The 25,684-nt window shown below is 36.2% G+C and carries 28 protein-coding genes and 1 other annotated feature; of the genes, 7 read left to right on the plus strand and 21 right to left on the minus strand.

Features of this window, described 5'->3' with window-relative positions; all coding sequences use genetic code 11:
- Positions 1-2: 2 nt before the first annotated feature.
- From comGB to AC3WSO_RS16400, 6 genes are all read right to left on the minus strand, one after another.
- Complete coding sequence (gene comGB / locus AC3WSO_RS16375; RefSeq protein WP_492532291.1) at positions 3-1,076, minus strand: competence type IV pilus assembly protein ComGB; 1,074 nt, start codon at positions 1,074-1,076, stop codon at positions 3-5.
- Positions 1,054-2,073 (minus strand): competence type IV pilus ATPase ComGA, encoded by a 1,020-nt coding sequence (comGA, locus tag AC3WSO_RS16380; protein WP_492532293.1) that lies wholly within the window; start codon positions 2,071-2,073, stop codon positions 1,054-1,056. The genes comGB and comGA overlap by 23 nt, the downstream gene beginning before the upstream one ends.
- 386 nt (positions 2,074-2,459) lie before the next feature.
- Positions 2,460-2,930, minus strand: a complete 471-nt coding sequence (locus AC3WSO_RS16385) for a hypothetical protein (protein ID WP_492532295.1) — start codon at positions 2,928-2,930, stop codon at positions 2,460-2,462.
- Positions 2,931-2,981: 51 nt separating this feature from the next.
- Positions 2,982-3,566, minus strand: coding sequence for an ABC-2 transporter permease (locus AC3WSO_RS16390; protein WP_492532297.1), 585 nt, complete (start codon positions 3,564-3,566; stop codon positions 2,982-2,984).
- Complete coding sequence (locus AC3WSO_RS16395) at positions 3,559-4,422, minus strand: ABC transporter ATP-binding protein (protein ID WP_492532299.1); 864 nt, start codon at positions 4,420-4,422, stop codon at positions 3,559-3,561. The genes AC3WSO_RS16390 and AC3WSO_RS16395 overlap by 8 nt, the downstream gene beginning before the upstream one ends.
- 4 nt (positions 4,423-4,426) lie before the next feature.
- Positions 4,427-4,798 (minus strand): GntR family transcriptional regulator, encoded by a 372-nt coding sequence (locus tag AC3WSO_RS16400; RefSeq protein ID WP_349660316.1) that lies wholly within the window; start codon positions 4,796-4,798, stop codon positions 4,427-4,429.
- A 989-nt stretch (positions 4,799-5,787) separates the two neighbouring features.
- On the opposite strand from AC3WSO_RS16400, the gene AC3WSO_RS16405 reads away from it, so the two are divergent.
- On the plus strand, positions 5,788-6,498 hold the full coding sequence (locus AC3WSO_RS16405; protein WP_492532301.1) for a helix-turn-helix transcriptional regulator: 711 nt from the start codon (positions 5,788-5,790) through the stop codon (positions 6,496-6,498).
- 119 nt (positions 6,499-6,617) lie between these two features.
- Positions 6,618-6,860, plus strand: coding sequence for a DUF2626 family protein (locus AC3WSO_RS16410; RefSeq protein ID WP_024361272.1), 243 nt, complete (start codon positions 6,618-6,620; stop codon positions 6,858-6,860).
- 184 nt (positions 6,861-7,044) lie between these two features.
- Here the strand turns inward: AC3WSO_RS16410 and AC3WSO_RS16415 are convergent, their stop codons facing one another.
- Positions 7,045-7,689 (minus strand): MBL fold metallo-hydrolase, encoded by a 645-nt coding sequence (locus AC3WSO_RS16415; protein ID WP_492532302.1) that lies wholly within the window; start codon positions 7,687-7,689, stop codon positions 7,045-7,047.
- A 168-nt stretch (positions 7,690-7,857) separates the two neighbouring features.
- On the opposite strand from AC3WSO_RS16415, the gene AC3WSO_RS16420 reads away from it, so the two are divergent.
- Positions 7,858-8,037, plus strand: a complete 180-nt coding sequence (locus AC3WSO_RS16420) for a DUF2759 domain-containing protein (protein ID WP_079563420.1) — start codon at positions 7,858-7,860, stop codon at positions 8,035-8,037.
- A gap of 329 nt (positions 8,038-8,366) precedes the next feature.
- On the opposite strand, the gene AC3WSO_RS16425 is transcribed toward AC3WSO_RS16420, so the two are convergent.
- The 4 genes from AC3WSO_RS16425 to rpmG all read right to left on the minus strand — a co-directional run bounded on the left by AC3WSO_RS16425 (position 8,367) and on the right by rpmG (position 11,834).
- On the minus strand, positions 8,367-10,262 hold the full coding sequence (locus tag AC3WSO_RS16425; protein ID WP_492532304.1) for an LTA synthase family protein: 1,896 nt from the start codon (positions 10,260-10,262) through the stop codon (positions 8,367-8,369).
- A gap of 272 nt (positions 10,263-10,534) precedes the next feature.
- Entirely contained in the window at positions 10,535-10,744 is a 210-nt protein-coding gene (locus AC3WSO_RS16430) for a YqgQ family protein (RefSeq protein WP_079563422.1), read from the minus strand.
- Positions 10,745-10,746: 2 nt separating this feature from the next.
- Positions 10,747-11,331, minus strand: a complete 585-nt coding sequence (locus tag AC3WSO_RS16435) for a 5-formyltetrahydrofolate cyclo-ligase (RefSeq protein ID WP_492532305.1) — start codon at positions 11,329-11,331, stop codon at positions 10,747-10,749.
- Positions 11,332-11,684: 353 nt separating this feature from the next.
- Positions 11,685-11,834, minus strand: coding sequence for a 50S ribosomal protein L33 (gene rpmG, locus AC3WSO_RS16440; RefSeq protein WP_008408521.1), 150 nt, complete (start codon positions 11,832-11,834; stop codon positions 11,685-11,687).
- Between the two features lie 159 nt (positions 11,835-11,993).
- Between rpmG and AC3WSO_RS16445 the strand changes: the two genes are divergently transcribed.
- Both AC3WSO_RS16445 and AC3WSO_RS16450 read left to right on the plus strand, forming a co-directional pair.
- A complete protein-coding gene (locus tag AC3WSO_RS16445) occupies positions 11,994-12,437 on the plus strand; it encodes a hypothetical protein (protein WP_492532306.1) in 444 nt (147 codons plus the stop codon).
- 3 nt (positions 12,438-12,440) lie between these two features.
- Entirely contained in the window at positions 12,441-12,935 is a 495-nt protein-coding gene (locus AC3WSO_RS16450) for a hypothetical protein (protein ID WP_492532308.1), read from the plus strand.
- A 68-nt stretch (positions 12,936-13,003) separates the two neighbouring features.
- Here AC3WSO_RS16450 and AC3WSO_RS16455 read toward each other — a convergent pair whose 3' ends face one another.
- The 4 genes from AC3WSO_RS16455 to AC3WSO_RS16470 form a co-directional block, all read right to left on the minus strand.
- Entirely contained in the window at positions 13,004-13,576 is a 573-nt protein-coding gene (locus AC3WSO_RS16455; protein ID WP_492532310.1) for an anthranilate synthase component II, read from the minus strand.
- Entirely contained in the window at positions 13,573-14,958 is a 1,386-nt protein-coding gene (trpE, locus tag AC3WSO_RS16460) for an anthranilate synthase component I (protein ID WP_492532311.1), read from the minus strand. The genes AC3WSO_RS16455 and trpE overlap by 4 nt, the downstream gene beginning before the upstream one ends.
- 180 nt (positions 14,959-15,138) lie before the next feature.
- Positions 15,139-15,403: a binding site (T-box leader), on the minus strand.
- Between the two features lie 39 nt (positions 15,404-15,442).
- On the minus strand, positions 15,443-16,513 hold the full coding sequence (locus AC3WSO_RS16465; RefSeq protein WP_492532313.1) for a mechanosensitive ion channel family protein: 1,071 nt from the start codon (positions 16,511-16,513) through the stop codon (positions 15,443-15,445).
- Positions 16,514-16,762: 249 nt separating this feature from the next.
- A complete protein-coding gene (locus tag AC3WSO_RS16470) occupies positions 16,763-17,635 on the minus strand; it encodes a vWA domain-containing protein (protein WP_492532314.1) in 873 nt (290 codons plus the stop codon).
- A 412-nt stretch (positions 17,636-18,047) separates the two neighbouring features.
- On the opposite strand from AC3WSO_RS16470, the gene AC3WSO_RS16475 reads away from it, so the two are divergent.
- Entirely contained in the window at positions 18,048-18,317 is a 270-nt protein-coding gene (locus AC3WSO_RS16475) for a hypothetical protein (protein WP_492532316.1), read from the plus strand.
- A 15-nt stretch (positions 18,318-18,332) separates the two neighbouring features.
- On the opposite strand, the gene phoU is transcribed toward AC3WSO_RS16475, so the two are convergent.
- The 5 genes from phoU to AC3WSO_RS16500 form a co-directional block, all read right to left on the minus strand.
- Positions 18,333-18,992 carry a phosphate signaling complex protein PhoU gene (phoU, locus tag AC3WSO_RS16480; protein ID WP_492532317.1) on the minus strand — a complete coding sequence of 220 codons (660 nt, stop codon included), beginning with the start codon at positions 18,990-18,992 and terminating at the stop codon, positions 18,333-18,335.
- Positions 18,993-19,005: 13 nt separating this feature from the next.
- A complete protein-coding gene (gene pstB, locus AC3WSO_RS16485) occupies positions 19,006-19,839 on the minus strand; it encodes a phosphate ABC transporter ATP-binding protein PstB (RefSeq protein WP_492532319.1) in 834 nt (277 codons plus the stop codon).
- 12 nt (positions 19,840-19,851) lie between these two features.
- On the minus strand, positions 19,852-20,730 hold the full coding sequence (gene pstA / locus AC3WSO_RS16490) for a phosphate ABC transporter permease PstA (protein ID WP_492532321.1): 879 nt from the start codon (positions 20,728-20,730) through the stop codon (positions 19,852-19,854).
- A gap of 1 nt (position 20,731) precedes the next feature.
- Positions 20,732-21,679, minus strand: a complete 948-nt coding sequence (gene pstC, locus AC3WSO_RS16495; RefSeq protein WP_492532323.1) for a phosphate ABC transporter permease subunit PstC — start codon at positions 21,677-21,679, stop codon at positions 20,732-20,734.
- Between the two features lie 64 nt (positions 21,680-21,743).
- Positions 21,744-22,718 (minus strand): PstS family phosphate ABC transporter substrate-binding protein, encoded by a 975-nt coding sequence (locus AC3WSO_RS16500; RefSeq protein WP_492532324.1) that lies wholly within the window; start codon positions 22,716-22,718, stop codon positions 21,744-21,746.
- 401 nt (positions 22,719-23,119) lie between these two features.
- Here AC3WSO_RS16500 and AC3WSO_RS16505 point away from each other — a divergent pair, with 401 nt between their 5' ends.
- On the plus strand, positions 23,120-23,317 hold the full coding sequence (locus tag AC3WSO_RS16505; RefSeq protein ID WP_349660333.1) for a hypothetical protein: 198 nt from the start codon (positions 23,120-23,122) through the stop codon (positions 23,315-23,317).
- A 136-nt stretch (positions 23,318-23,453) separates the two neighbouring features.
- Here AC3WSO_RS16505 and AC3WSO_RS16510 read toward each other — a convergent pair whose 3' ends face one another.
- A complete protein-coding gene (locus AC3WSO_RS16510) occupies positions 23,454-25,658 on the minus strand; it encodes a peptidoglycan D,D-transpeptidase FtsI family protein (protein WP_492532326.1) in 2,205 nt (734 codons plus the stop codon).
- Between the last annotated feature and the right edge of the window lie 26 nt (positions 25,659-25,684).

The following is a 25,684-nucleotide window of genomic DNA, read 5'->3' on the forward strand; positions in this document are numbered from 1 at the left end:
TCCTATACTAGTTCAATCATGTGATATATTGGCAATAATAAACTTACATATGCGGCAACTATGCACATCGCAATTATGATAAAGAAGGTAGGCTGCACAAACGCAAGGATTTTTTGCAATAGTTGCTCTTGCTTTTCCGTCAATAATTCGCTGTACAATACTAGCTCTTTTCCTAAATAGCCACTTTGCTCTCCATGTTCAACAAATGTCGAGAAATCCTTCTGCCAAACTGACATCAACTTAACTGCTTGTGTTAGCGAATCGCCCAATACAACGCGATCCTTAATGCATCGCGCCAGATATTGTAGAAACAGTTGAAGCCGCTGCTCTTCTAAAATTTGCAGACTTGCCTGTAAAGAAAACCCACTTTGTAGCAGACTCCCTAAATAAGCAGCAAATTGTCTCGTCAAAGACATTCGTATATATATCCGAATCAAAGGTGTTTTTAGAACAATATTTAACTGGCGAGCAATCGGTCGTCGTTTGAGAGTAAGGAAAAAAATGAAAATACTACAAAATACTGCAATTCCTATAAACATTAAAGCATCAGGAAGATGCAATAATACCTTTGACAAAGCAATGCTTGTCCCCTCAGTGCCGGTAGTTCGGCTAGTCACCATTTTTTCAATATTAGGAAAGAATATGGTACGAAACACTAAAAACAACAGCAACAAAAATAAAATAAGTACTACAGGATATAGGAGTAGCTTCATTAATTTTTTCTTCGTCGCTTCACTCAAAGCCATTTGCTTTGCCACGCCTTTTAACGTCTCAATCATATGCCCATTGTTTTCTGCAATTGTAATGGCTATTAAATGCTGTTTTGGAAGTTGCAATGCTTCAAAAACTCCTAAAACACCGACTCCTTGTCTCAGCTTTTCATCGATTAGCTTTTGCATGTCTTCATACGCTTCAATATGATGAGGTAATAAAATGGAAATAGCCTGCGGGAATAAATAACCTTCCTGCATTAACACACTTAAGCGACTAAAAAAATGAGCTTGCTCCCTCACGCGCCATTTTGTTGCCTTATTGTAAGCCAATCGAAATCTTTCAATAAACGTTCGTATTCGCATAGTGATGACTCTCTATCATTTCTTTTTGACCTACAAGTGTTAAATCATGTGGCAGTTCATAGCTAGTTTTTTGCATAATTGCTGTAATGGCCATTTGAAGTTGAACATCGCTTAATATTTCAAACAATGCACGGCGTTCTTCCTGTATTATGGGTAATTGGAAAAGTGTTTGAGCGACTATACCTACCACAGTTTGACGAAGTTCTTCTATTGATACACCCAAGTCCATAAAACGATAAAGGCAGTTTACCGAATCCTTAGCATGAATGGTCGAGACTACCAAATGACCTGTTAAAGAAGCTTCGATTGCGATTTTTGCAGTTTCTTTATCGCGTATTTCACCAATCATAATAACGTCAGGTGAGTGGCGTAAAATAGCCTTTAAACCTGTAGCATATGTAACGCCAGCTCGTTCGTTTACTTGAATCTGTAAAAGATTAGCTTGATTATTTTCTACAGGGTCTTCTAAAGAAATGACATGACGATTTAGCTCTGTCGAACAGTAATGGATTAGTGAATACAAGGATGTTGACTTGCCAGAGCCAGTCGCACCTGTGAAACATAAAAGTCCCTGTTGATGTTTCACTAGCTCCATCAACATGTTTGCTGCATATTCGGAATAAGATAAGGAAGTAAGTGGGAATGCATGATTTTGTAGAAGTAAACGGATAATTAGGCTTTCTTTTAAAAATACGGAGGGAAGTGTCGAGACACGAAAGGCATATTGATCTTGTTCCATAGCTTTTTGGAAGGAGCCGCTTTGGGGTTTTCGCCGCTCGCTAATATCTAATGCAGCTGAAAATTTATAAAAGGAAATCATTCGTTCCGCAAGATTGTTTGGTAACTCACCTGCTTGGAGTAGCTTATCATATTTGCGAAAATAAATACGATACCGCTCACTTTCCGGAACTAAAAGTAAATCTGATGCACCGAAATGATAGGCTTTAAGTAAAAGTTGCTCACACTTTCGTTCAACAACCATTTCAAAATTTTGCATATTCGCACCACTCTTCTGGTTTATTCGAATATGACCGCTCTATTCGTTATGTCCTAGTATAGATAGGAACCTATCGGAAGAAAAGCCCTTTTCTTAAATTAAAAATTTGCTATAAAATTTCCTATCAAACATGTTTTTTGCTATACAAATGTGGATAACGTGCTAATTTCCACTAACGGTTCATTCAGGATGATAAACTAAGTCAGTAATTTTCTCTCTATAATTACTACCTTATATTCACCGATCCAAACACATCAAAACATCCTGTAAGATGATTACCAACACGACTTAGTTTTCAATAAAATAAAAGAGGCTACCGAAATAATACGGCAGCCTCTTTATTCTTCTCATGAAATTTTATTGGTAGTCACTCGTTAAATAAAATCCTATAATCTTACCCTACTATTTTTTGATTGAATTATGAGGACATTATTCGATTCTCCAGTATAAAGACCTACATTAAACTCATTTAGATTTATTAAATCCTTGTACTCTTTTGGAATAGGACAATCCCACTTTATAATTTCTAACTTAAGTGGGAAGTTGTTATCATTAGGGTTAGGGGTATGGATATAAACAGCATCTGATCCTGCGTCTTCATCAACTACTTCTATCCAAGATTGATAAGGTTTTTCAAATACTTGAAGATTTTCTAATAAGCTTTTGTATAAAATTATATGCGCCTTTATATGCTCTCTTCTTAATTTCATACTATTATCTCCAAGTCCATAATAATCAAGATGAGTATGCCAAATATTAAACCATCCTTCTTCCCCAAAATCTAAATCATAGTGGGCTACGTCCAGTTCTCTCGATAAATTATGAAAATAACGCTTTTTCCCACGATATTTTTTCAATGTTAATTTGCTCCTTTATTTTAAAAAAATGTTTGATAATAAAGACTATATTTAGAATATTTTTCGTTGATAAATAGCCGTAGTAATTCCCCATGAAATAGCATAGATTGTGATGATTGTAATTACCGCGCTTACATATAAAATTTGTAAAGGTATATTGATAATAAAATCACTAATAAACGGCACAATAGACCCTGTTACTCTAGTTAGAATAACAAAGCTAATGAGAACTACTACTGTAAGGTAGCCTGTCTTGAATAGTTGGAATAACGGAAAAGAAAAAGCAACAAATAATAAAAATAATCCGCTACTGATTACAATATCAACAATTGTAAAAGGTTTATTAAAAACAAACAGAATAAAACTCGTTACTACAATAGATAAAAACATATAAACAATAGCACCTATATAACGTGATGAGATAATTTCTTTACGAGTATATGGTAAGGAATTTAATAGAATATCCGTTTTTACTTTCTCATCGTATCCATACGTATTAAAGGGTATAAAAATACTAGCGACTAGAAATACCAAAACTGGTGATGTGTCAAAAATAACAAAGACTAAAATAAAGGGGATAAATACCAGTAAATACTTCTTCTGTAATATAACATCACGTCTGATTAAGTTAAGCATGGTTCAGCTCCTTAAAATAGTACATGATATCTTCTAAAGAGGCACGTTCAATTACAACACTGTCTCCGAAAGTTTCACTGACAGTTCTTCTATCTTTCGTTAAAGCTTCAAAACCCGTTGATGCACGATGAACACCCACGAACGCTTTTTCAGTATCTCTATCTAGAAGATCTAGTCCTCCTTTCACTAAGGCATAATTTCCGACTAAATCATGACCCGAATGATTAAATACTAATTCTCCATCCTGCATAAAAGCTATATAATCTGCAATACGATCTAAATCGGTTGTAATATGTGTAGAGATAAAGATAGTACGACTACCATCAAGCATTAACTCTTGCAATATATTTAAGAACTCTCGTCTAAAAATGGGGTCTAAACCTGCTGTCGGCTCATCCATAATAACCAGCTCTGCATGGTGTGACAAGGCTATCGCTAAAGATACCTTCATTTGCATCCCTTTTGAGAAAGTTTTTATAGGTTTATTTAATGGTAAATCGAATTTTTTTACATATTGATAAAACAGTGCATCATCCCAGCTTCTATAGGCTGGACCAACAATTTTCCTTATATCCTTTAAGTTCAACCCTTCAAAAAATACACTCTCATCATATACAAACCCAATACGCTCTTTAATCTCTTTTTCATGTGTTTTGTAGTCCAATCCAAAAAGTTTAACCTCTCCAGTATCTGGCTTCAATAAATTCATTATCATTTTTATTGTTGTCGACTTTCCGGCACCATTTGCCCCGATAAACCCTGTTATGTATCCTTTCTTCACTTGCAAGTCAAGATTATCAATAGAAAAACTTTTGAATTTTTTGCTTATATTACTTATTTCAATGACATTTTCCATTGCTTCACTCCTCATTCAAAATACTCAATAGTTCTTGCAATTCATTAAGTGACATTCCTATTTCTCTACTATTTTTAATGACTGCACTCAACTGCTCTTCAATGACTTTTAGTTTTTTCTCTTTGATTACCTCTAAATTTTGCTCCGCAATAAAAGAGCCCTTACCTACAATGGAATAAATAAAGCCCGCTTTCTCTAATTCTTCATAAGCACGCTTGGTTGTGATTACACTAATCTGTAGATCCTTTGCTAATTGACGCATAGAGGGTAATGCTGTCCCTTCCAAGAGGTCACCTGTTAAAATCAATGACTTAATTTGATTTGTAATTTGTTCATAAATCGGTTCCTTTGAACTATTTGAAATGATGATTTGCATGCTAATCCCTCTTCTTCATTTGTTGATTGAGAACATACTAGTAAAACCCTCAATATAACACAATATATATACACTTTATACACATTTTACACATTGCAATATACATTGCAACTATTTTTAAAATAAAGGAGTAAAGTGGTAGTACAATTTGTTCATTATATCAATCGACCAAACATGTAAAATCAGCTTGCCGCTCGCTACGTTTCATAATTAATACGCTTAATTTATGTTCATAGATTTGCGTAGCCTTGACTGACGTATCTTGATACCAGAATTTTATATTGATTTAAATCATATGTGTAGAACCTAACATTGTAATAGCGCTACTGCAGATTCAAGCCTGATATGGGTTATAGCATCTTTAGCTTTAGTATTTTTTTGTTTTTGAATATAAAGTAGTATTTTGAGACAGTATAAACAAAAACTATTTGAATTATTAACCACCACCGAAAACCAAACCCAGTATTTTGCGCATTGAAAACATCAAAGAATCCCCAAATTAATAAAGTTGCGAGTACAAAAGCGAGCGTACATTATGAAGCTTCTAGAATATAATCATTATTCTCATCTTTTTGATTCATAACTAACCCCATCCCCCATAATTCAAATATATTCCTATATCCCTCGAAAGACTTGGAACACTTATTTATTTAAAAATTCCGTAAATTATTTTCCCTCTTCTAGTTCATTCGAAAATATCCGTTCTATTCGTTATTTCCTAGTATAGATAATAACCAATTACGAAAAAAGCCCATTTCGTAAAATAAAAATTTGCTATAAAATTTCCTATCAAACATGTTTTTTGCTATAAAAATGCGAATAACATGCAAATTTTCACTAAAAATGAACTGTATCTTATGAAAAAGTTAATATTTATGCCTAAAGGAACTGTATCTTTTTAAATAATACAATATAATAGAATTAACATGGTTTTTTTCTAACACTTGGTAAAACTAAATAACATTCAAAAATACATAGAGGTGAAGTAAATGATCCATCCATTAAAAATTACTAGTACATTAGCCGATGAGACTAGATACTCTATTTATGAGTACATCCTGCAAGAGAAGAAAACTGTAACGGTCCAAAACATCGCTGATAAGTTCGGCATACATCCAAACGTTGCACGTTTACACCTAACAAAGCTATCAGAAATCAATATCATCACAGCTGATTTTGCTAAAACTGGGAAAGGCGGCAGACCTGGTCGAGTTTATAAAGCTTCGGATAAAGGTGTATCACTAACGTTCCCGAGACGTGATGAGGAGCGACTATTGAAGTGGACAATCCAATTAATTCAAGAATTCGGACCATCTGCACTAGAAAGATGCCAAGATATAAGCTACCAAGATGGTTATCAGCAAATGAAGAATTATGTAAATGCTGAATTACAATTAAATAATAACCTTCCCTTCGAACAGAAGCTTCAGCTATTAACTGATAATGCAGCTTTAATTGGCTATATTCCGCAAGTTCAACAAACAGAAAACGGTAAAAAAGTGACGTTCTCCATTTTTAATTGTCCATTCCAAGGACAGCTTACTACTCATTCAGAACTTGTTTGTTCTTTACATGAATCGTATTTAAAAGGACAGGTTGACGCACTATTTTCGAGCAATGATTTTATACAAATTGATAGCATGGTACATAATTGCGATTTATGTAAATATGAAATAAACGTGACAGAAATTGATAACTAACTTTTAAAATCCAATGGTTTGTCACAAAGAAGAAGAAGTTCCAGTTTACAGATACCTTTCATATCATTTATAATGAGTAAGAGATTATTGTGTCGTGGGCAAAAGGAGGGGAAATCTTCATGGATAATATGTATAAAGTTATGGCATTCTGGACAGGTATTTTTGCAGTCATGTTCTACCTTGGTGGTATGAACGAAGTATCGCTATTATTCGTAGGTAATACAGGTTTATTCTTATTATTAGGCTTCTTAAACCTTTCAGAACGTATGTACATGTACATTTTCGGAGCATATTTAACTGTATTCTTTGCTGGCTTCACGTACTATACAACATTCATTCACGTACCTGGTGGCGGTCATTAATACAAAGAAAAACGCGTGTCTCATCCAATATGAGACATGCTTTTTTTATGTAAATTTATTCATTAGAATCATAAAATATAATCAAAGCATAGTAAAATCCCCCTTCGCATTACGAAAATGCCAGGGGAATTTTTATAGGATACATTCTCCAAGTTCATCGCCAAAAATTTTAGGATGTCATTTATTAAAAACCATTCAAGAAAGGATTTGACTCCATTTCTGCACCGACTGTTGTATAATTACCATGGCCAGGGTAGATAATAGTATCTTCAGGTAATGTCAACAGCTTATCATGAATAGATGCAAGTAATATTTTTGATGATCCGCCTAGTAAGTCCGTACGACCGACACCTTGTTCAAAGAGTGTATCTCCAACAATAGCGAAGCCATCCTTTTCAAATATATATGAAATACTACCTGGTGAGTGTCCTGGCGTAAAAACTGCTTTAAAACCAAAATCGCTTAATTTAAATAGCTGTTCCTTTTTAATTATATTTTCTTCAGCTGGGGCATCGACAATATAATCTGGTAATGCTGCGTATTTACTAGAGCCATTTTTTGTTGGATCTCCTAACCAGCTTACTTCTTTTTCATGAATCCATAATGGCACATTAAAAGCTTCGCGGACAGCGTTTACGGCACCGATATGATCGAAATGTGCATGTGTTAAAAAAATGGCTAATGGTTTTAAGCCGTTACTACGTATTACCTTGATAATTCGATCCGCTTCTTCACCTGGATCAAAAATTATGCATTCTTTAATTTTATTCGATACGATATAACAATTCGTTTGGACAGGTCCAAGAGAATAACTTCGTACGTTCATCATTACTATCACCTCAATATCAATTATACAGCCTTTACCACAATTTGACGATAAATGTTCATAGTTTAAGCTATTTTAGTTCTCGACAAAAACAGGTAGAACGTTTACAATTAAGGAGGAATATTGTTGACGACATTCATTTTCTGATGTCGAAAGGAGTGTCAATTTTTAATGAACTTATTAATGGTTATTTTTGGTCTAGTTTCAATTTTAGCTGTAGTTGGTACATTCCAAGCACTTAAAGAAAAGAACCTTTTAAGCGTTGTTTTCAACTTATTAAGTGCAGTAGTATTCGGTTGGTTCGTAATTATGACTGTAATTCACAGCGGATACCCACCAACATTACACTAAAATTCAGACAAAAAAAGAGCGGTCTCCATAGCGAGGCTGCTCTTTTTTTTATTTACTTCCTATTTGAGCTGTTCTTTTTGACCTTTTGAGCAGTGACGATTAATTGTTCACCCATTCTAACACGATAATGCCCCCCTCTCCTCTAAGCTGCTTACATGGCTTCCAGAACGTTTTACATTTTCAGTTGATGGGATTTACAAAAACCCTTCCAAACACTCCCATTTAAGGGTTAAATGAAGTTTCCAGACTATACAGAAATAAACTCGCTTATGGACGCTTACTATACAACAAAAAAGAGATCTCACTAAACATGAGATCTCTTTCTTTATTTACTTAACTGCCCCTTGCTTCAAATTACCTGTCTTTTGATCATAGAAGCGGAGTAAATCACCGTTAATGATGGCATCAGAATTTTCTAGTTCTTTCGTAGCTCGTTCAGCGTATGGCTCACATGGCTCACCATCAATTTCTTCACCAGTTGCTTTGTCATAGCAAGCTTCACCAACGTATAAATATTTATCTGTTACAAAACGACCGTCACGGAAAACAACGAAATCTTCATGCTCTGGTGAGAATAGGTCTGCACCAAGTTGCATATCTTTTGAGGTTTCAATACCAAGAAGGTGTAAAATTGTTGGACGTAAATCCATTTGTCCTGCAATCTCTGTCATTTCTTTACCATCACCTGAGTTAGGGATATGGATAAATAATGGTACTTCTTGTAGCATTGCATTATCAAATGATGTAATGCTTTCTTTTCCTAAATATTGAGCCATCGCTTTGTTATGGTTTTCTGAAATACCGTAATGGTCACCATACATTACAATAATAGAGTTATCATATACACCTTGATCTTTTAAACTTTGGAAGAAGTCTTTAAGAGCTTCATCCATATAACGAACTGTTTGGAAATAACGATTTAATGTACCTGAGTTTGACGTATATTCAGGAATCATTACATCTTCTGGGTCCAATGTGAAAGGATAGTGGTTCGTTAAAGTAATTAGTCGGGAATAGAATGGCTGTTGCATATCTTTCATTAAAGCTGCAGATTGCTCTAGGAATGGAACATCTTTCATACCCCAGTTAACTGCTTCTCCTTCGCCAATCTTATATGAATCTATATCATAGAATTTATTAATGTGTAATGATTGATACATCATGTCACGATTCCAGAATGATTTATTATTCGGGTGCATGACATTTGTAAAGTAGCCATTATCTCCAAGGCGCTCAGCCATTGAGTTATACGTATTTCCACCATGCGTGAAGAATACGGCACCTCGACCTAAGCCGAACAATGAGTTCTCTGTAATAAACTCTGAGTCAGAAGTTTTCCCTAATCCAGTTTGGTGATAGAAGTTACTAAAATAAAACGTATCTTTATCTTTTGTTAAAGAGTTTAAGAATGGTGTAATTTCATGACCATCCATTTGATTATTAATAACAAAGTTTTGTAAAGACTCCATCGAAACAAGGATCAAATTACGCCCCTTGTATTTACCAAACATTTCAGGGTTGATTGCAGCTTGGTTAGAACGAATATAGTTGTTCACTTCTACTAATTCACTGCCATCCGCTAATGCACGTTGTGCAGAAGATTTTGATTGAATATAAATATCATACAAATGGTAGTTATACGTACCAATGTTTTTCACAAGTAATTCACGGTCAAAACTACGTGTTAACAATTGTGGACGCTCAGTTTCAGCTAATCCTAAGTTTAAAAATGTCATCGCAATCGCTAATACGAAGTACGCGCGACGGAATTCTACGTTGACTTTTACTGCTTCCTTCATCTTTGGCAAATATTTGTTCGCTAAAATTAAAATCAGCACGTCGATAAAATATAATAAATCCCAAGGGCTGACAATCGCCGCTACTGAAGTTCCTAGATCGCCAAAGTTACTTGTTTGGAATAATACCGGTAGTGTAATAAAGTCGTTGTAGAAACGATAGAATGCCACATTTCCATATAAGACAATCGATAAAATAACACTAATCGTAATAATATAACGACTTTTAACTTTCGGTGATTTAAAGAATAACGAAATACCATAAGCAAATAGCACGAAGCTCAATGGATTAATAAGCAAAATAAATTGTTGCATTGCATTTTCAATTTTCATCTCAAAGCTTGTGTGATAAACAATGACCGTTTTTATCCAAGTTGCCACAATTGCTAGTATCATAAATGAATGTTTAGGCCACTTAATTGATTTCATTCCTAACATCCTCCTTACTTTCTTACAAAAAAAAATAATAATTTTTACAATTTGTTACTGAAACAAAATATATCTTAATCCATTTTTTACAGATAATCAATAGATATATTTATGGAAAACTGTTCTCCTTGTTCGCTCTGGACAATAATATATACGTTTTTAATTGTAAAAAGTTTCACAAATCATAAAAACAGTGGAAAACCACTGTTTTATGATTATTACATACATGTTACATTATTTTTACAATACCCCAAATGATTTATTTTAAAACCTTACTGGCTATTTTCTTTCATACGAAGTTTTGTTGTCTCTTGTCGAATTAGTAACAATGCCATTTGGTAATCTTTAATATCTAGTACATTCGCTTTATACAACTCGCGAATTTCATCCTCCATTAACATCAAATCACCGATTGGATCTCGTGTGTAAATATAAGTGCCATATGTTTTTAGTAATTCATAAATATCTAACATTTTGTCCATTTTTAGTTCGCTCCTCGTTGTGTTACACAGTCAAGACGTTTTGTCGGTGTCACAATGATATCTACTGGGCAGTCGTGCGCTTCTCTTGGGATATGTTCATATAGCTGCTCGTTAAAAATGAGAGACATAAGCTTACCCTTTTTATAGTTTAATACATAGCGATCATAATAACCACCGCCGTAGCCGATTCGATAGCCGAACGGATCAAAAACAACTCCTGGAACAAGGATGACATCCATTTCATTTGCGTCAACAAACTCACACTTTTCTGGAATTGGCTCACGCAAATGCATATAAACAGTTTCAAGTTGGTCAAATGATTCAATGGCATAAAATGACATTTCCCTTGTCTTTGGATTACATTTAGGTACTGCCACTTTTTTACCAAGTTGCCACAGTTCTTCTATTAATTGAATTGTGTCGATTTCTGGCTTAGTGGAAATAGTAATACCGATTGTAGTTGCTTCTATTATATATGGTTCCTGTAACACTTTTTTTAATACAGCAAATGATTGATCGTGGTAAGCTACTTCGCTCATTTCGCCAAGAGCTTCCTTTACCTCGTTCCGTAAAGTTGTTTTATCCATGTTAAGCTACCTCCTAAACAATTTCGCCTTGGTGTAATTGCGTCCGGCTTTTGAATTGTGCTTACACAATTCATTCCTTTGAAAATCCGTGACATCCGCCGGAGGCTATAGGCCAACACGATGTTGGTCACTCAGTCGTTGCCACTGGACCTGGCGTTCTTAGACTGAGTTCCTCTATTTCAGTTGGTGATTTGGATACCCATTAAAAAGAAAATTTATCCTCATCATCTCTCCACCTTCAGAGGTGGCAGTCCGCTGTAGCTGACGCTTTGCTTTCGCTACAGAAAACATTTGCTGAATGAAGATAAAATGTAGAAAGCCAAAACCACGTGTGGTTTTGGCTTAATGAGCGATTACTTAGTTTCACGGTGAAGAGTGTATTTCTTCTCGCGAGAGCAATATTTTTTAAGTTCAAGACGCTCTGGATTGTTACGCTTGTTCTTTTTAGAAATGTAGTTACGTTCGCCGCAATCTGTGCAAGCTAAAGTAATGTTTACGCGCATTATTAACCCTCCCACTCTATATCAAGAATTTAAATTTTGAGCATGATTTATACGACTAACCTATTATAACATAAACTGAAAAAAAATCTACCTTCATTTCATATTAAGTTTGCATATGGTAAAATACCTTATAATTACATACTTAATGAGGTGAAACTAGTGGATTTATCCATCATACTTATGATTGTGGGAATTCTCCTAATTATCGTGTCGTTCTTTTTCAAAAATAACTCGAAAAAGGTCGAACAAGATGTAGAGGAGCTATCCATCTCTATTTTTCAAGAAACAAATAATTTAAAACGTCGTCTGAAAATTGTTGAGGAGGAGCTGTTATTAGAGCCAGAGTTTCAAGTTAAATCATCATCTGCGCAAAATAACATGGTACCAAATCCGAACATCCAACAGGTCATACAAACTGTTCAACAGGCTGCTCAGACAACGAAAACAGGACAAGCTGCTTCTAAAACGAAACCTATCCATCAAATTATTATAAGTCAAGTACTTGAACTTAATAAGCAGGGTCTTTCTGTAGCTGATATAAGTATTCGTTCCAATTTATCTGAAGAGCAAGTCCGCCAAGTGATTGCAAACGGAGGTCGGTAATCTATGAATAATTCCGCTATCCGCGCATTTGGCATTGCACTTTTTCTTGTCGGAGCATTGCTAGCTTTAGCAGTTCGTTTTGATCTCAATATCGGTCTTCCGACGAAAGCTTCCAGCAACACAGAAAATGTAGAGCAGCTGCAAAAAAAGCTCGATCACGCAAATAAAGAAATTGCATTGTTAAAGGAACAAGTTAAACAAGCACCGAAGGAAAACACACAGAAAACAGATGCACCTAAAACAACGGCTAAAGATAAACATGAATCGGCGTCTCAAGGAAACGTTACCACTATGACACTTCAAATCTATAGCGGTATGGAACCATATACTGTAGCGCAAAAGCTTGAAGATGGTGGCGTCATCGAAAATAGTGTTGAAATGGAACTTTTACTTGCTAATCCTAAATACGCCCGAAGCTTACAAATTGGTGCCTACGATGTCAATTCTTCAATGTCATTAGAGGAAATTGCGAAATTGATTACAGGGAAAAAGCAATAATATAACAAAAATGGCTGTCACCAAAAATCACAACTTCTGATTTTTGATGGCAGCCTGTTTTATTTCGTTTAAGAAATATGTTCTATAAAGGTTTGCATCATTATGCTACCCTCTTGTGTTCCAATGGATTCTGGGTGAAATTGTAGCCCATAAAGTGGGTACTCCTTATGTTGAATCGCCATTATTTCCCCATCAACACTGGACTTTGCTAAAATATTAAAATCATCATGTAACGTACTTGGCTCAATAACGAGGGAATGATAGCGCATTACTTCTATTTTACCGTCTAACTGAGAAAATAAGCCTGTTTTTTCGTATTGAATCGCCGATAATTTTCCATGCATTATATTTTTAGCTTGAACGATGCTCCCCCCAAAAGCCTGCCCTATCGATTGATGTCCAAGGCAAATACCCAAAATTGGAAATTTCGTATAAAGCTCGCTGACAACATCCACTGTTATTCCCGCATCTATTGGCTCACCCGGTCCAGGCGATAAAATAATAGCTTCTGGTTGCATTTTCTTAATTTCTTCGATTGTCACTTCATCATTTCGTACTACTTTAACATCTTTCCCAAGCATACTTATTTGCTGAAATAAATTATATGTGAATGAATCATAATTATCGATTAGTAAAATCATTGTTTTACCTCCAAGAGTGCGCGAGCTTTATTTAGTGTTTCTTCGTATTCTGACAAAGGCACTGAATCATACACAATACCGGCCCCTGCCTGAACATGCGCACGACAATCCTTGATGATCATTGTCCGAATGGCTAGAGCTAAATCCATATCACCTGTAGTGGAAATATAACCTACTGCGCCAGCGTAGACACCACGCTTCACAGGCTCTAGCTCATTGATTAGCTGCAAAGCGCGAATTTTCGGCGCACCTGAAACTGTACCAGCAGGAAGGCAAGCTCTAAGAACATCCAAAACATGTACATCCTCACGTAATTCACCGATAACCTCCGATACAATATGCATAACATGTTTATAACGCTCAATATTCATATATTTTATAAGCTTCACTGAACCGACTTTAGCAATACGCCCAAGATCATTACGACCTAAATCTACGAGCATACGATGTTCAGCAATTTCTTTTTCATCATTTAATAACACTTCCGCAATGGCGTTATCCTGCTCCACGGTTTTACCTCTAGGCTTCGTTCCTGCTATTGGATTTGTCGTGACCTTTCGATCCTTCACCTTAACGAGACTTTCAGGAGATGTTCCTAAAATCGTATACTTACCAAAATCCATATAGAACATATATGGTGACGGGTTAGAAGTACGTAACTGACGATATAAAGCAAAAGGATTCCCTGTATATGGTGAAGTGAAGCGTTGTGATAAGACCATTTGGAAAATATCACCCTTACGAATATGCTGCTTAGCGCGATCAACCATTGCTACAAAATTTTCTTTGGCAATCATTGGTCTGAAATTTAGCTCTCCTAACGTCGTGGCGTCAAATGTTGTTCCAGCATGAAGCTGCTTCTGCATTGTAGAAATAGCCAATTCCATCGATTCAAGAGAACGCCCTTCATTAAATAAATCAATTGCTGCTAATGTAACCTCTTGCTTTAAATGATCCAAAACAATAAATGTATCATAAAAAAAGACATGAACATCGGGCATTTCTAGATCATCCTGCAAGTATTCACCTATTTTTTCTGTATAAAATGCTGTTTCATAACCAAAGAACCCGATTGCTCCTCCAAAAAAGGCGAAAGGATATTTTGTCTTATGAAATGGCATAACTTGCTGTAATTTTAGCAATACATTATCATTCGATTTTTCTGTTTCTCCTTCTTTTGTAAAAGAATAACCATCCCTATCTCCAATCAGTTCTGCAATTGGGTTGACGGCGATAAACGAGTAACGCCCGCTTTCTTCATGCTTGGCAGACGATTCGAAAAGCATTTTATGCTTCCCTTCAAGTGATTGATAAACGGAAATTGGCGTCATCATATCACCCTGCAATGCCTTCATGGCAAACTTTCTAAGCTCAACTGTCATACTCTTTCTCTCCTTCTCTATGCTCTGCTCTTCTACACCAAAATCTATCAATTATGCACTGGCATTTTGACACTGTCTTTCGTTAGCGTTTCGCTTTCGTTTAACTAAACATTGTGTCAGGAATTTGAACTGTATAACACTGTTCAGTTCCACCAAAACATATAAAAAGGCCTTTCCATCACAAAGGACGGAAAAGCCGTGGTGCCACCTTCATTGGTCTTAATCAATTATGCCTCGACATAATTACATTCAGCTGATGCTTTGGTAGCCGCTGAAAGATTTAAAGACCCTCTCTATGCCCTATAACGTAGGCAGACGCTAATCCATACTTTATTCAGGATTAGAGCTCCGAAGTCCATTCGCCAAGTTTTTGTACTAGTTTCCACCGACCACTAGCTCTCTATAACAAATAATAATGGCTACTACTCTTCATCAAAGCTGATTACATATATTCATTGTAAAACAAGAAAACTAACAATTCAAATTATTTTTTATTGCTAACCCATTCATCTTCAGCCGGATTAGCTACTATAATATTTAGTTCTTGAAAGATTTGACGAATAACAAACAAAATATCCTGTCGCACATTTAACATTACTGCCGTATCATTTGTTGCCACAAAGAAACGTACAAGGACTCGATAGGAAGTTGGATAAAACTCATCGATAAATACATGAATCATATCTTTTTCTGTTTGAGCATGCAAATAAATTTCCTTTTGAATGGCGCTTAAAGCACTGCGTAATGTTTCTTCTTCATTTTCCGCAGCTACAAATAAAAATTGCTCACATTTTCGTTTTTCCCTTTTTGATAAATTATAGATTGGTCGATTTACCAAATAAGAGTTAGGTACATAAACAAGCCCTTTATCACCCGTTTGAATTAATGTACTTCGAAGATTAATATCCTCAATTGTTCCTTCAATTTTTTGGTCCTCTGTTGCTACCCAATCACCAATTTGAAACGGGTTATCTAATGCGACTGACATCCCACCAAAAACATGGGCTAGTGTATCTCGAATACCAAAGGCAATCGCCACACCCGTTAAACCAATCCCCGTAAAAAAACCATTCAAGTTAAAATGCCAAAATGAAGCAATCGTAAACATTGCCAATATCATGATAAGTACTTTTCCTATACGAAGAAAAAACGGTAAAAGGACATTCGGTTCTTCATCATTATGCAATGTTAATGGCTGCTTTGTATAAAAATGTAATACATCATATACGCCTTTAAAGGGGAAAAAAACAATTATGGACAAAACAAAATTCTTTGTGACTGCATTTGTAAATAAATTTTCTTTTAATAATATCGTTAAGCTGAGTACAATCACTGCAAACATGAAAGCATAGCGAATCGCTTTATTAAATTGCGCGAGCACTGTTGCCTGAAAGTTACGCTGACGATTTTCCAAAAATGTAACAGTGCGATTAATCATTTTCTTTATAACAAAATGCTGAAAAAGCCAACCAACGACACAAAGAGCGATGGCCATAATAACGTCCATCCATGTTGGTGCTGTAATCTCAGGTAATAACCACTTCAATGAATCCATATCATTCTCCTCTAACTACTATGTATATTCAAAACAAATGCGCTAAAGCGCTCGTTTACATCCGACAAGCGCTGGAGAGCCCGAAGCAAAAGGAAACGCTCCATCACTTTTGCCCGAGGGATCGGAGCGACCTCGAAGATGTAGCACTTTAGCCTAGACGCCGACTATGCTTAGGTTATCCAAGATAAAAAATCTCTAGTTTCCTTTACCACAAAAAAAAGGCCAATCAACACTACGATCAGCTCCTTTTTATTGAATAGCGTCATCCGCAAAAAAAGCCTTGTTGGCGAACCAAAATTGCTGCTCGTTAAATTTATGTTCATGCATAGCGATAACCGAAAATTCAGCGTGGTACTTACGCTTCATTTCCTCAAGTAAAGCTTTCGCTTGTTTTCCAACGAGATGCTTTCCATCGATTGGTGTACCTTCTGTAAAAATGATTATATCCGCTTCTGTACTATGCTGATTTTCTTGAAGCAAGCCTTTTACAAAATGAAGTACTGGCAAAATTGCAGCTTCTCCCTTTGCCTTATATTCAATAAAATCCTTAAAATCGGATAAATTTAAATGACCGTTTTCGAATCGATAATGCACATGAATTTGACAGTCATATGGAACGATATATAAATCGCGACGTTCACGGTGCGCATTCATAAATAACGGTAAAATTATGCTTTTACAAAGCTCAGAATATGCAGCCATACCTGTTGTTTGTTCAAGACAGATAATAATCGGACCTGTTTCTTCTTTGTATTCATCAAAAGGAACATATAGAATATTTCCTTTTTTTATTGTTTGGCGACTTAGCTTTTGACGCCTAGCTATCTGCCACTTTCGCTCATTATACAAACGTTGCTCTTTTCCATTGTTCAATCGTTCGGCTTTCTCAATAGCTGGTATAAGTTCGCAAATTTCACGCATGATATCTGCCAATTCAAGTGCAAATACCGCCATATTTCGTAATGTTTCACTCTTGTAAAAATAGTCAATAAAAAAACTTTGTTCTTTGTCACTTAATTCCTCAAGATGTAAGTTTTCATATAGAAAACGTAAAAAGTCTCGTTGTTCTGGTGTGAATTCCAGATCAAATTTCTCTATGAGTGATTCTACAGCGTCTTTCACGAAACAGCACCACCTCAGCACATTTTTTCGGATAATGTCTATAGTATAACCAAAATAATTTTTTGACAATACAATAACGCTTGTAGTATTTTGACGCTATTTTTAATAAAATGTTGCTGTTATTTTGTATTAATAAAATATGGCTCTTTGGCAGAACTTGTGGTTGATTTCCATTCCGGCTGGGCGCTTTCCTGGTAGAGTCTGATGAGCCGCTTCGTTGTTGCTGTCGCTATGCTTTCGCACAGAAAACATCCGCTTCGCTGCAGGTCTCGGGCCAACACGATGTTGGTCACGAAGGCCTTATCACAGGACGTGATGCTTTTAGCCTTCGTTCCTCTATATCGCTGATCCCCGAAGGAGTCGCCCAGCTTCCACTCCAATCAACTAATTCACTTAGTATGTATCTTCTAGCATGACACTAATTTATAGTGATAAAACAAAACTCCAGCAATGTTTTTTATCTGCGAAAGCGGAGTGTCAGCAACAAGATATTTTTATGTGTGAAAATGAAGCGTCAAAAGCATTGGTTACTTGTGCAAAAGCGGAGTATTATCAAAGCGGCTCGACACTTGCCCACAGGAAAGTTAGAAGCATGGAATCACCCTTATTTATTTCGGCAACCACATTTACAAAAATTCCCTCAACATTTGTATTCCAACAACATGAAAAAAAGAGCCTATAATTGGCTCTCCGGTTACTAATTATTTAATTCATAATGTTTACCTTTGACTAAGTAAAATAAATGTTCAGCAATATTTGTTGCATGGTCAGCTGAGCGCTCTAAATATCGGCAAACAAATGTTAAGTGAGTGATTTGAGAAATATGTGCTGGATTTTCAGCTCCGGCACGTAGCAATAGCGTTACTGTCGCTCCATATAAATCATCTACGTAATCATCTAGCTCAGCAATTTCCTTGGCATGAGAAGTATCTTCCTCTGTAAAAGCTTTAATAATATTTTCTAGCATTTCTACAGTCTTATTACACATCGTTTGCAAATTTGTTGTTGGAAAGACTAGGGGCTCTTTTCCTATACGAATCGTTTCTTTTGCAATATTAACTGCATAGTCCCCTACTCTTTCCATATCAGATGCCGCTTTGACAAGCACCATGAGACGACGTAAATCAGTAGCTACAGGCTGCTGCTTCGCAATCATTAAAATAACATGATCATTGATGTCTTCTTCAAGACGATTGATGATTAAGTCATCCTCAAGAATTTTTAAAGATGCCTCTAAATCCTGATTTAATAATGCTTCAAATGCTAATTTAAGAGCATTGACACTACTATTAGCAATCTCAATAAATTGTTCTTGGACTTCTTTTAATTCCTGTTCAAAACGTTCACGTACTACCATTTACTGCTCCTCCTTAGCCGAATCGACCTGAAATATAATCTTCAGTACGTTGATCTGCTGGTGTTTGGAAGATAACGTCTGTTTTATCGTATTCAACAACCTCTCCACTTAGGAAAAATGCTGTACGATCGGAAATACGCGCTGCTTGTTGCATATTATGTGTCACAATAATAATTGAATAATCTTTTTTCAGTTCTTGTACAAGCTCCTCGACTTTTAATGTAGAAATCGGATCAAGTGCGGATGTTGGCTCATCCATTAAAATAACATCTGGTTCAATCGCTAAACAGCGTGCAATACAGATTCGTTGTTGCTGACCACCTGATAGACCATATGCATTTTGATTTAAACGATCCTTTACTTCATCCCAAATTGCCGCACCTCGTAAAGACTTTTCGACAATCTCATCAAGAATCTTCTTATTTTTAATACCATGAATACGTGGACCATATGCAATATTATCGTAGATAGACTTTGGGAATGGATTTGGCTTCTGGAATACCATACCTACTCGGGTACGTAATTCCTCGACCGTATAGCTTTTGTCTAAAATATTGCGCTCACGATAGACTATTTCTCCTGATGTTCGAACACTCGGTACAAGCTCTACCATTCGATTTAAAGTTTTTAAATAAGTAGATTTCCCACAGCCAGAAGGCCCAATTATAGCTGTTACTTCATTTTCATAGATGCTTAAGTTAATGTCTTTTAAACCATGATGATCACCATACCACAAATTCAAATTACGTGTATCATATACTATTTTTTTGGCAACATCAGCAGATGGCTTTGTAGCCGTATGAATGGATTTAACAATTGTTTTTTCCTCTTTAATATCCAGTACCATAAGGTCACCTCATTAATAACGTTTTTGGAATTTATTTCGAATAAAGATGGCTATAGAGTTCATCAGTAAAAGCACTGTCATAAGTACTAAAATACCTGCTGCCGCTACATATTGAAATGCCTCTTGCGGACGTTTTGCCCAATCATATATTTGCATTGGCAAAGCTGTGAATTGGCTCAATAAGCCATTAGGTAAAAATTGTAAAATAACTGGAATACCTATAACTACTAGTGGTGCTGTTTCACCAATCGCACGAGACATCGCTAATATACTTCCCGTTAAAATCCCAGGGATAGCTGCTGGTAGCACAACATGCAATATCGTTTGCCACTTTGTCGCACCCATACCATAAGAAGCTTCTCGTTGTTCATTCGGTACTGCACGAATTGCCTCCTGCGCGGCAACTATGATCACTGGTAAAATTAATAAACTCATTGTTAAGCCGGCTGCTAAAACACTTTTTCCTAGTCCCAGCATTCGAACAAAAATTGTTAACCCAAGTAAACCAAAAACAATAGAAGGAACACCCGCTAAGTTCGAGATATTCATACGAATAAAATCATTTAGTCTATTTTTCTTTGCATACTCCTCTAAATAAATCGCAGTCCCTACACCTAATAGTATCGATACTGGAGCAACGACTGCCATCAGCCAAAGTGATCCTATTAAAGCTGCCTTAATACCCGCTTTATCTGCAAAACGTGAAGCAAAATTTGCTAAAAAATCAATGGATAAATAGTCGACACCTTGTGTAACTATACGGTAAAGCAAAATAACAAGTGTCACTAAAGCAAAGGTTGTTGCTAAGAAAAAAAATGACTTCCAAACTTTATTGAATGTAATACGCTTTGTCATTCGTTTCATGACGGCCGTGTCATCCATATAGCGCATGCTAGTAAACCTCCCTGAAGCGTTTCGAAATATAGTGGGCTAGTAAATTCATCACTAAAGTAAAAATAAATAATGTGAATCCGACTGAATAAATAGAATAATAAATTGTCGTACCATAACCAGCGTCTCCCGTTGCAACTTGTACAATATACGCAGTCATCGTTTGAATCGAGTCTGTCACATTTAAATCGAATTTAGGCGTTGATCCACCCGCTAGCGACACAATCATAGTTTCTCCAATTGCCCGGGAAATGGCGAGAACAACTGAAGCTACAATGCCTGATAATGCTGCAGGTAATACTACTTTTATAGCTACTTCAAACTTTGTTGCTCCAAGAGCTAAAGCACCTTCACGCATACTTTTTGGGACCGATGACATCGCATCCTCAGAAAGTGACGTAATCATTGGCAAAATCATAATCCCAACAACAATCCCTGGACTAAGTGCATTAAAAAGTTTTAATCCTGGAATAATTTGTTGTAACATCGGCGTGACAAATGTTAATGCAAAGAAGCCATAAACGATTGTTGGTACACCCGCTAACACTTCTAAAATAGGCTTAACTGTACGTCTTACTTTTTCACTTGCATATTCACTTAAATAAATGGCTGAAGCTATGCCAAACGGAACTGCTACGACAACTGCAATTATCGTAACTTTCAATGTTCCAGCTATTAAAGGTAAAATCCCAAATAACGGTTCTTTTCCTGAAAACGGTAGCCACTGTGTACCAAATAGGAAATCCGTAATCGAAACACGTTTAAAGAATTCAAACGTTTCAAAAATAAGGGTGAAAACAATGCCAAATGTCGTCAATATTGAGATAAGAGCTGCAGAAAATAATAGTGCCGGCATTGCTTTTTCCACTATTTTCTTCGTTTTTTGATTGCGCGAATTTGCAATTAATTGCTGCACAGATGATGTCTTGTTTTCTTTTTGAGAAACCATTGGGTGCTCCTTTCAAATAAGAGAGGGAAAGAGCATACATCTCTTTCCCTCTCTGCATGTCTACTTATTTTAAGCTTTCTAATGTTTTTAAAGCTTCACTATATTTATCTTCTGGTAGACTGACATAACCTACTGCTTCTGCCATATCTCCTGCGTTTTCAAGTGTAAATTTGACGAAATCGTATGCTGCTTCGTTATCTTTCATCGCGCTATTTTTCACATATACAAATAATGGTCGTGAAAGCGGTTCGTATTCACCAGATTCAATTGTTTCATTTGTTGGCTCAACACCATTTATATTTACAATGCCTAATTTATCTTTATTTTCTAGGTAATAAGCGTATCCAAAGAAGCCGATTGCGTTTTTGTCACCCGCTACACCTTGAACTAGCATGTTATCATCCTCTGATAATGTTGCTGATTTTGCTAGATCAGCGCCATCTAAAATGACTTCATCAAAATAATCGTACGTCCCTGAGTCAGTACCAGGTGAGTAGTAGACGATTTTTTCATTTGGCCACGATGGATCGATATCAGACCATTTTTTCTCTTTACCATCCTCAACCCAAATTTTCTTTAATTGTTCTACTGTTAAATCCTTTGCCCAATCATTTTCAGGATTCACGACTACTGATAAACCATCATATGCTACAGGAAGCTCTGTAAAAGCAATTCCTGCTTTCTCTAGTTTTGCTTTCTCTTCATCTTTTACTGGACGAGATGCATTTGAAAAGTCTGTCTCACCTGCGATGAATTTTTCAAAGCCACCACCAGTACCCGAAACACCTACCGATACTTTGACATTTGGTTGAGTCCCTGCATATTCTTCAACAACTGCTTCAATAATAGGTGCGACTGTTGATGAACCATCTCCAGAAACAGCTCCTTGAAGTTTTTTGTCAGCAGCATCTTGCCCTGAACTCGCCGGTGCGTTTGTTTCTGTATTGTTACCTTTTTGTGCAGAGTCGCTACCACATGCACCAAGCATTAATGCTGAACCCATTACCGCTGTCATCGTTAAGTACTTCCACTTTTTCATCTCATTTGCCTCCGTCACTAACATTTTTATAGTTGTTTGTCTTACAATCTTTACTATAATGACTAAATGTTGAAGTCGTATAAACAGTTCGTAAAAGAGATGTAAAGGAATGTAATGCTTTGTAAATGATTGTAAAGATGGATTTACAATTGACTTATTTGCTGCTGTCGCACAGAAAAACATTTTGTTGCTGTCGCTATAAATAAATCGCCACGGGGTGGGACTTACTTAGACTCTATTTACTTAGGTGCCTCCCCCTCTGAAATGGACCACAGCTGCATGGTTCTCACTACCTTCATAGGTAGGAGCATTCTTCAAAGTGAAGATAAACTTGCTTCCTAATGGAAAGATGCTATAATAAGCAATTGTGTCAGGAAATAATCTAAGAGGAGTTTGACTTTGTGATTAAACATGCAAAAGTACAAAATGCCAATTACTTTAAAACATATTTAACACTTATTATGGATCATCGAGAATATACTCTACAGGAAGCCGTTGATTTTATGGTAGAGTCTTATTTTTGTAATAATATAGAGCTTTACGGGATAAAACCGAAACAACAATTTGAAATAGCTATTCAACAATTATCTGTACAATAGGTCTTCTATTGGAGAATAAATAAACCACGGTATGAAAATTATGATTTTTTCATACCGTGGTTTTTTCGTAGGTATTCAATAATACTCTGAAACTGTAAAAAAACCGCTAGGCATTGAAATGCACTAGCGGTTTTTCTTATTTTTGCTCATTTTCACCAATTTTGTCTTGTGTAGTAGCTGGTAAAATCGGTTGTTTTACATTACTATCTGTCACTTTTTCAGTGTTATATTTTGCTTTTAACTCAAAATATTTATCTACAGCTTTTCTTGCAATCTCACTATTAGCCGAAAAAGGTTGTCTAGGGTTTGTTGATGCCCAAGGAATAACTACGGCATAGGCAATTTCAGGATTTTCAGAAGGGGCATAGCCTACATGTGTATAAGTAAGTGAATACTGACCCCAATACTGTCGTAAATCCCCGTAATACATTACTTCAGCTGTTCCTGTTTTTCCTGCGGCCGTATAAGGTGCATTTGCAAAATGTCTTTTTGCTGTACCATTTGCGCCAGTATAAACACGACGTAACCCTTGTTTTACATAGTTAATTTCATCTGGTGAATTACTAATCTGATTTAAAATTGTTGGTCCTATTTCTGTTACTAATTGGCCTAGCGATTGCCCATCACTTGATGGTTCACGTACCTCCTTCACAACATGTGGCTGAATGCGATAGCCACCATTTGCAATTGTCGAGATATACTGTGCCAATTGTAACGGTGTATACGTATCATACTGTCCAATCGCTAAGTCGAGTGCTTTACCCCCATAGGTTGGACCAGAAGGACCTTGCACGCCGCTAACTTCATTTGGTAAATCAATCCCTGTATTTACACCTAACCCGAATTGTGCATAAGAATTACGCATTTTTGGGAATGTATCGTCATTTAAACGAAGTGGCATCTTATAGCTATATGGTGTTCCGTTAATAAGTAAAGCAGTTTTAAACATATAAACGTTTGAAGATTGCTCTAGAGCCCTTAAACCATCCATTGAAATATAGCCAGACTGATTAAAAACTGATTTTTTTGCTTTAGTACCCGCTAACGTGATTGGTTCATCCCCTAATACAGTACTTGGCGTAATGGCTCCTAATTTATATCCAGTTAGCAATGTTGCTGCCTTAACTGCAGAACCAGCCTCATAAGCTGTTGTAAAGGTTCCATACGAGTAATCAACGACTTCATTCTTTCCTGTTTCAGGATTTTTTTCGATTTTTTTACCAACCATTGATAGAACATCACCTGTATTTGGGTCCATCATGACTAAAAATGCACGGTCAAGTAAAGCTGAAGCCCCTTGTGATTTTGCTTGAAGCAATGCTTCCTCGACAATTTTTTCAGTTTCAGCTGTTAACTCGCTATCCAGTGTTAAGACTAAATCATTACCAGGTTTACCCTCAAAAGTCGTAACGGTATCGACTACTTGACCTTTTTTATTCGTAATATTTTTAACAACAGTTTTTTGTCCTTGCAATAATTCTTCATATTGCGCTTCAATATAACTTTCACCAACACGGTCATTTCGTGAATAATCTCGGGCTAAATAATAATTTAGCTTTTCTTTCGGAATCCCTTTTGCTGGCACGGTTGTGCGTCCTAAAATAGCGAGTGATGATAATTTCAAACGCTTCCAGTCCGTTGTTGTATTAACGCCTGGTAGTTCAGTTAATCGCTCAGAGACAAGTGCAAATTCACTATCTGATACATTTTCACTCTTAATAATTTGCGGTGATAAATTGTAGCCTGATACCATCTCTCGGAAAATTGCTAATACTTCCATATCCTTGTCTGTCAGTTGTAATAATTCTTCGTTTGTAATTCGTTCACGAACAAGTTTATCTATCTGTCCATTGATTTGACTTGTCGTCACATTTTCTTGGTTTCCAATTTTCTTTTTTTCTGCCTCTGTTACTTTTTCATAGGCAGCGTCATGATTTTTAATAATCCAAAAATCCTGCTTATCACGTAAAGTGACACGGTTTATAGGCTGCTCAATCAATTGTGCCAGCTTTTCCGCTATTTCCAGCATTTCATCAGTTTTTGTCGTCGGCATTTTCGTATACGTAATAGCATTTTCTGGTTGGTTATCCACTAAAATACGTCCGTATCGATCATACATACGTCCCCTTGGCACACTTGTATTAACAGGTACTTCTTCTTTACGCTCTAATTCGCGTACATAATCTTCCCCTTTTACAATCTGCATATAGCCAAGCCTAAAAATTAGCAACGAAAATACGATAAATATAGCAAAGAAAAGGACATTCATACGAAATGTTAAATTAGAGTGATGTTTTGCTTTAACATTCGTCGCGCGGTTTTTTCCCGGTACTTTGCGCATATGTATTCCCCTCCTCATCTAGTTAC

It is taken from the genome of Lysinibacillus sp. EB106-09-02-XG168 (genome assembly GCF_058791475.1).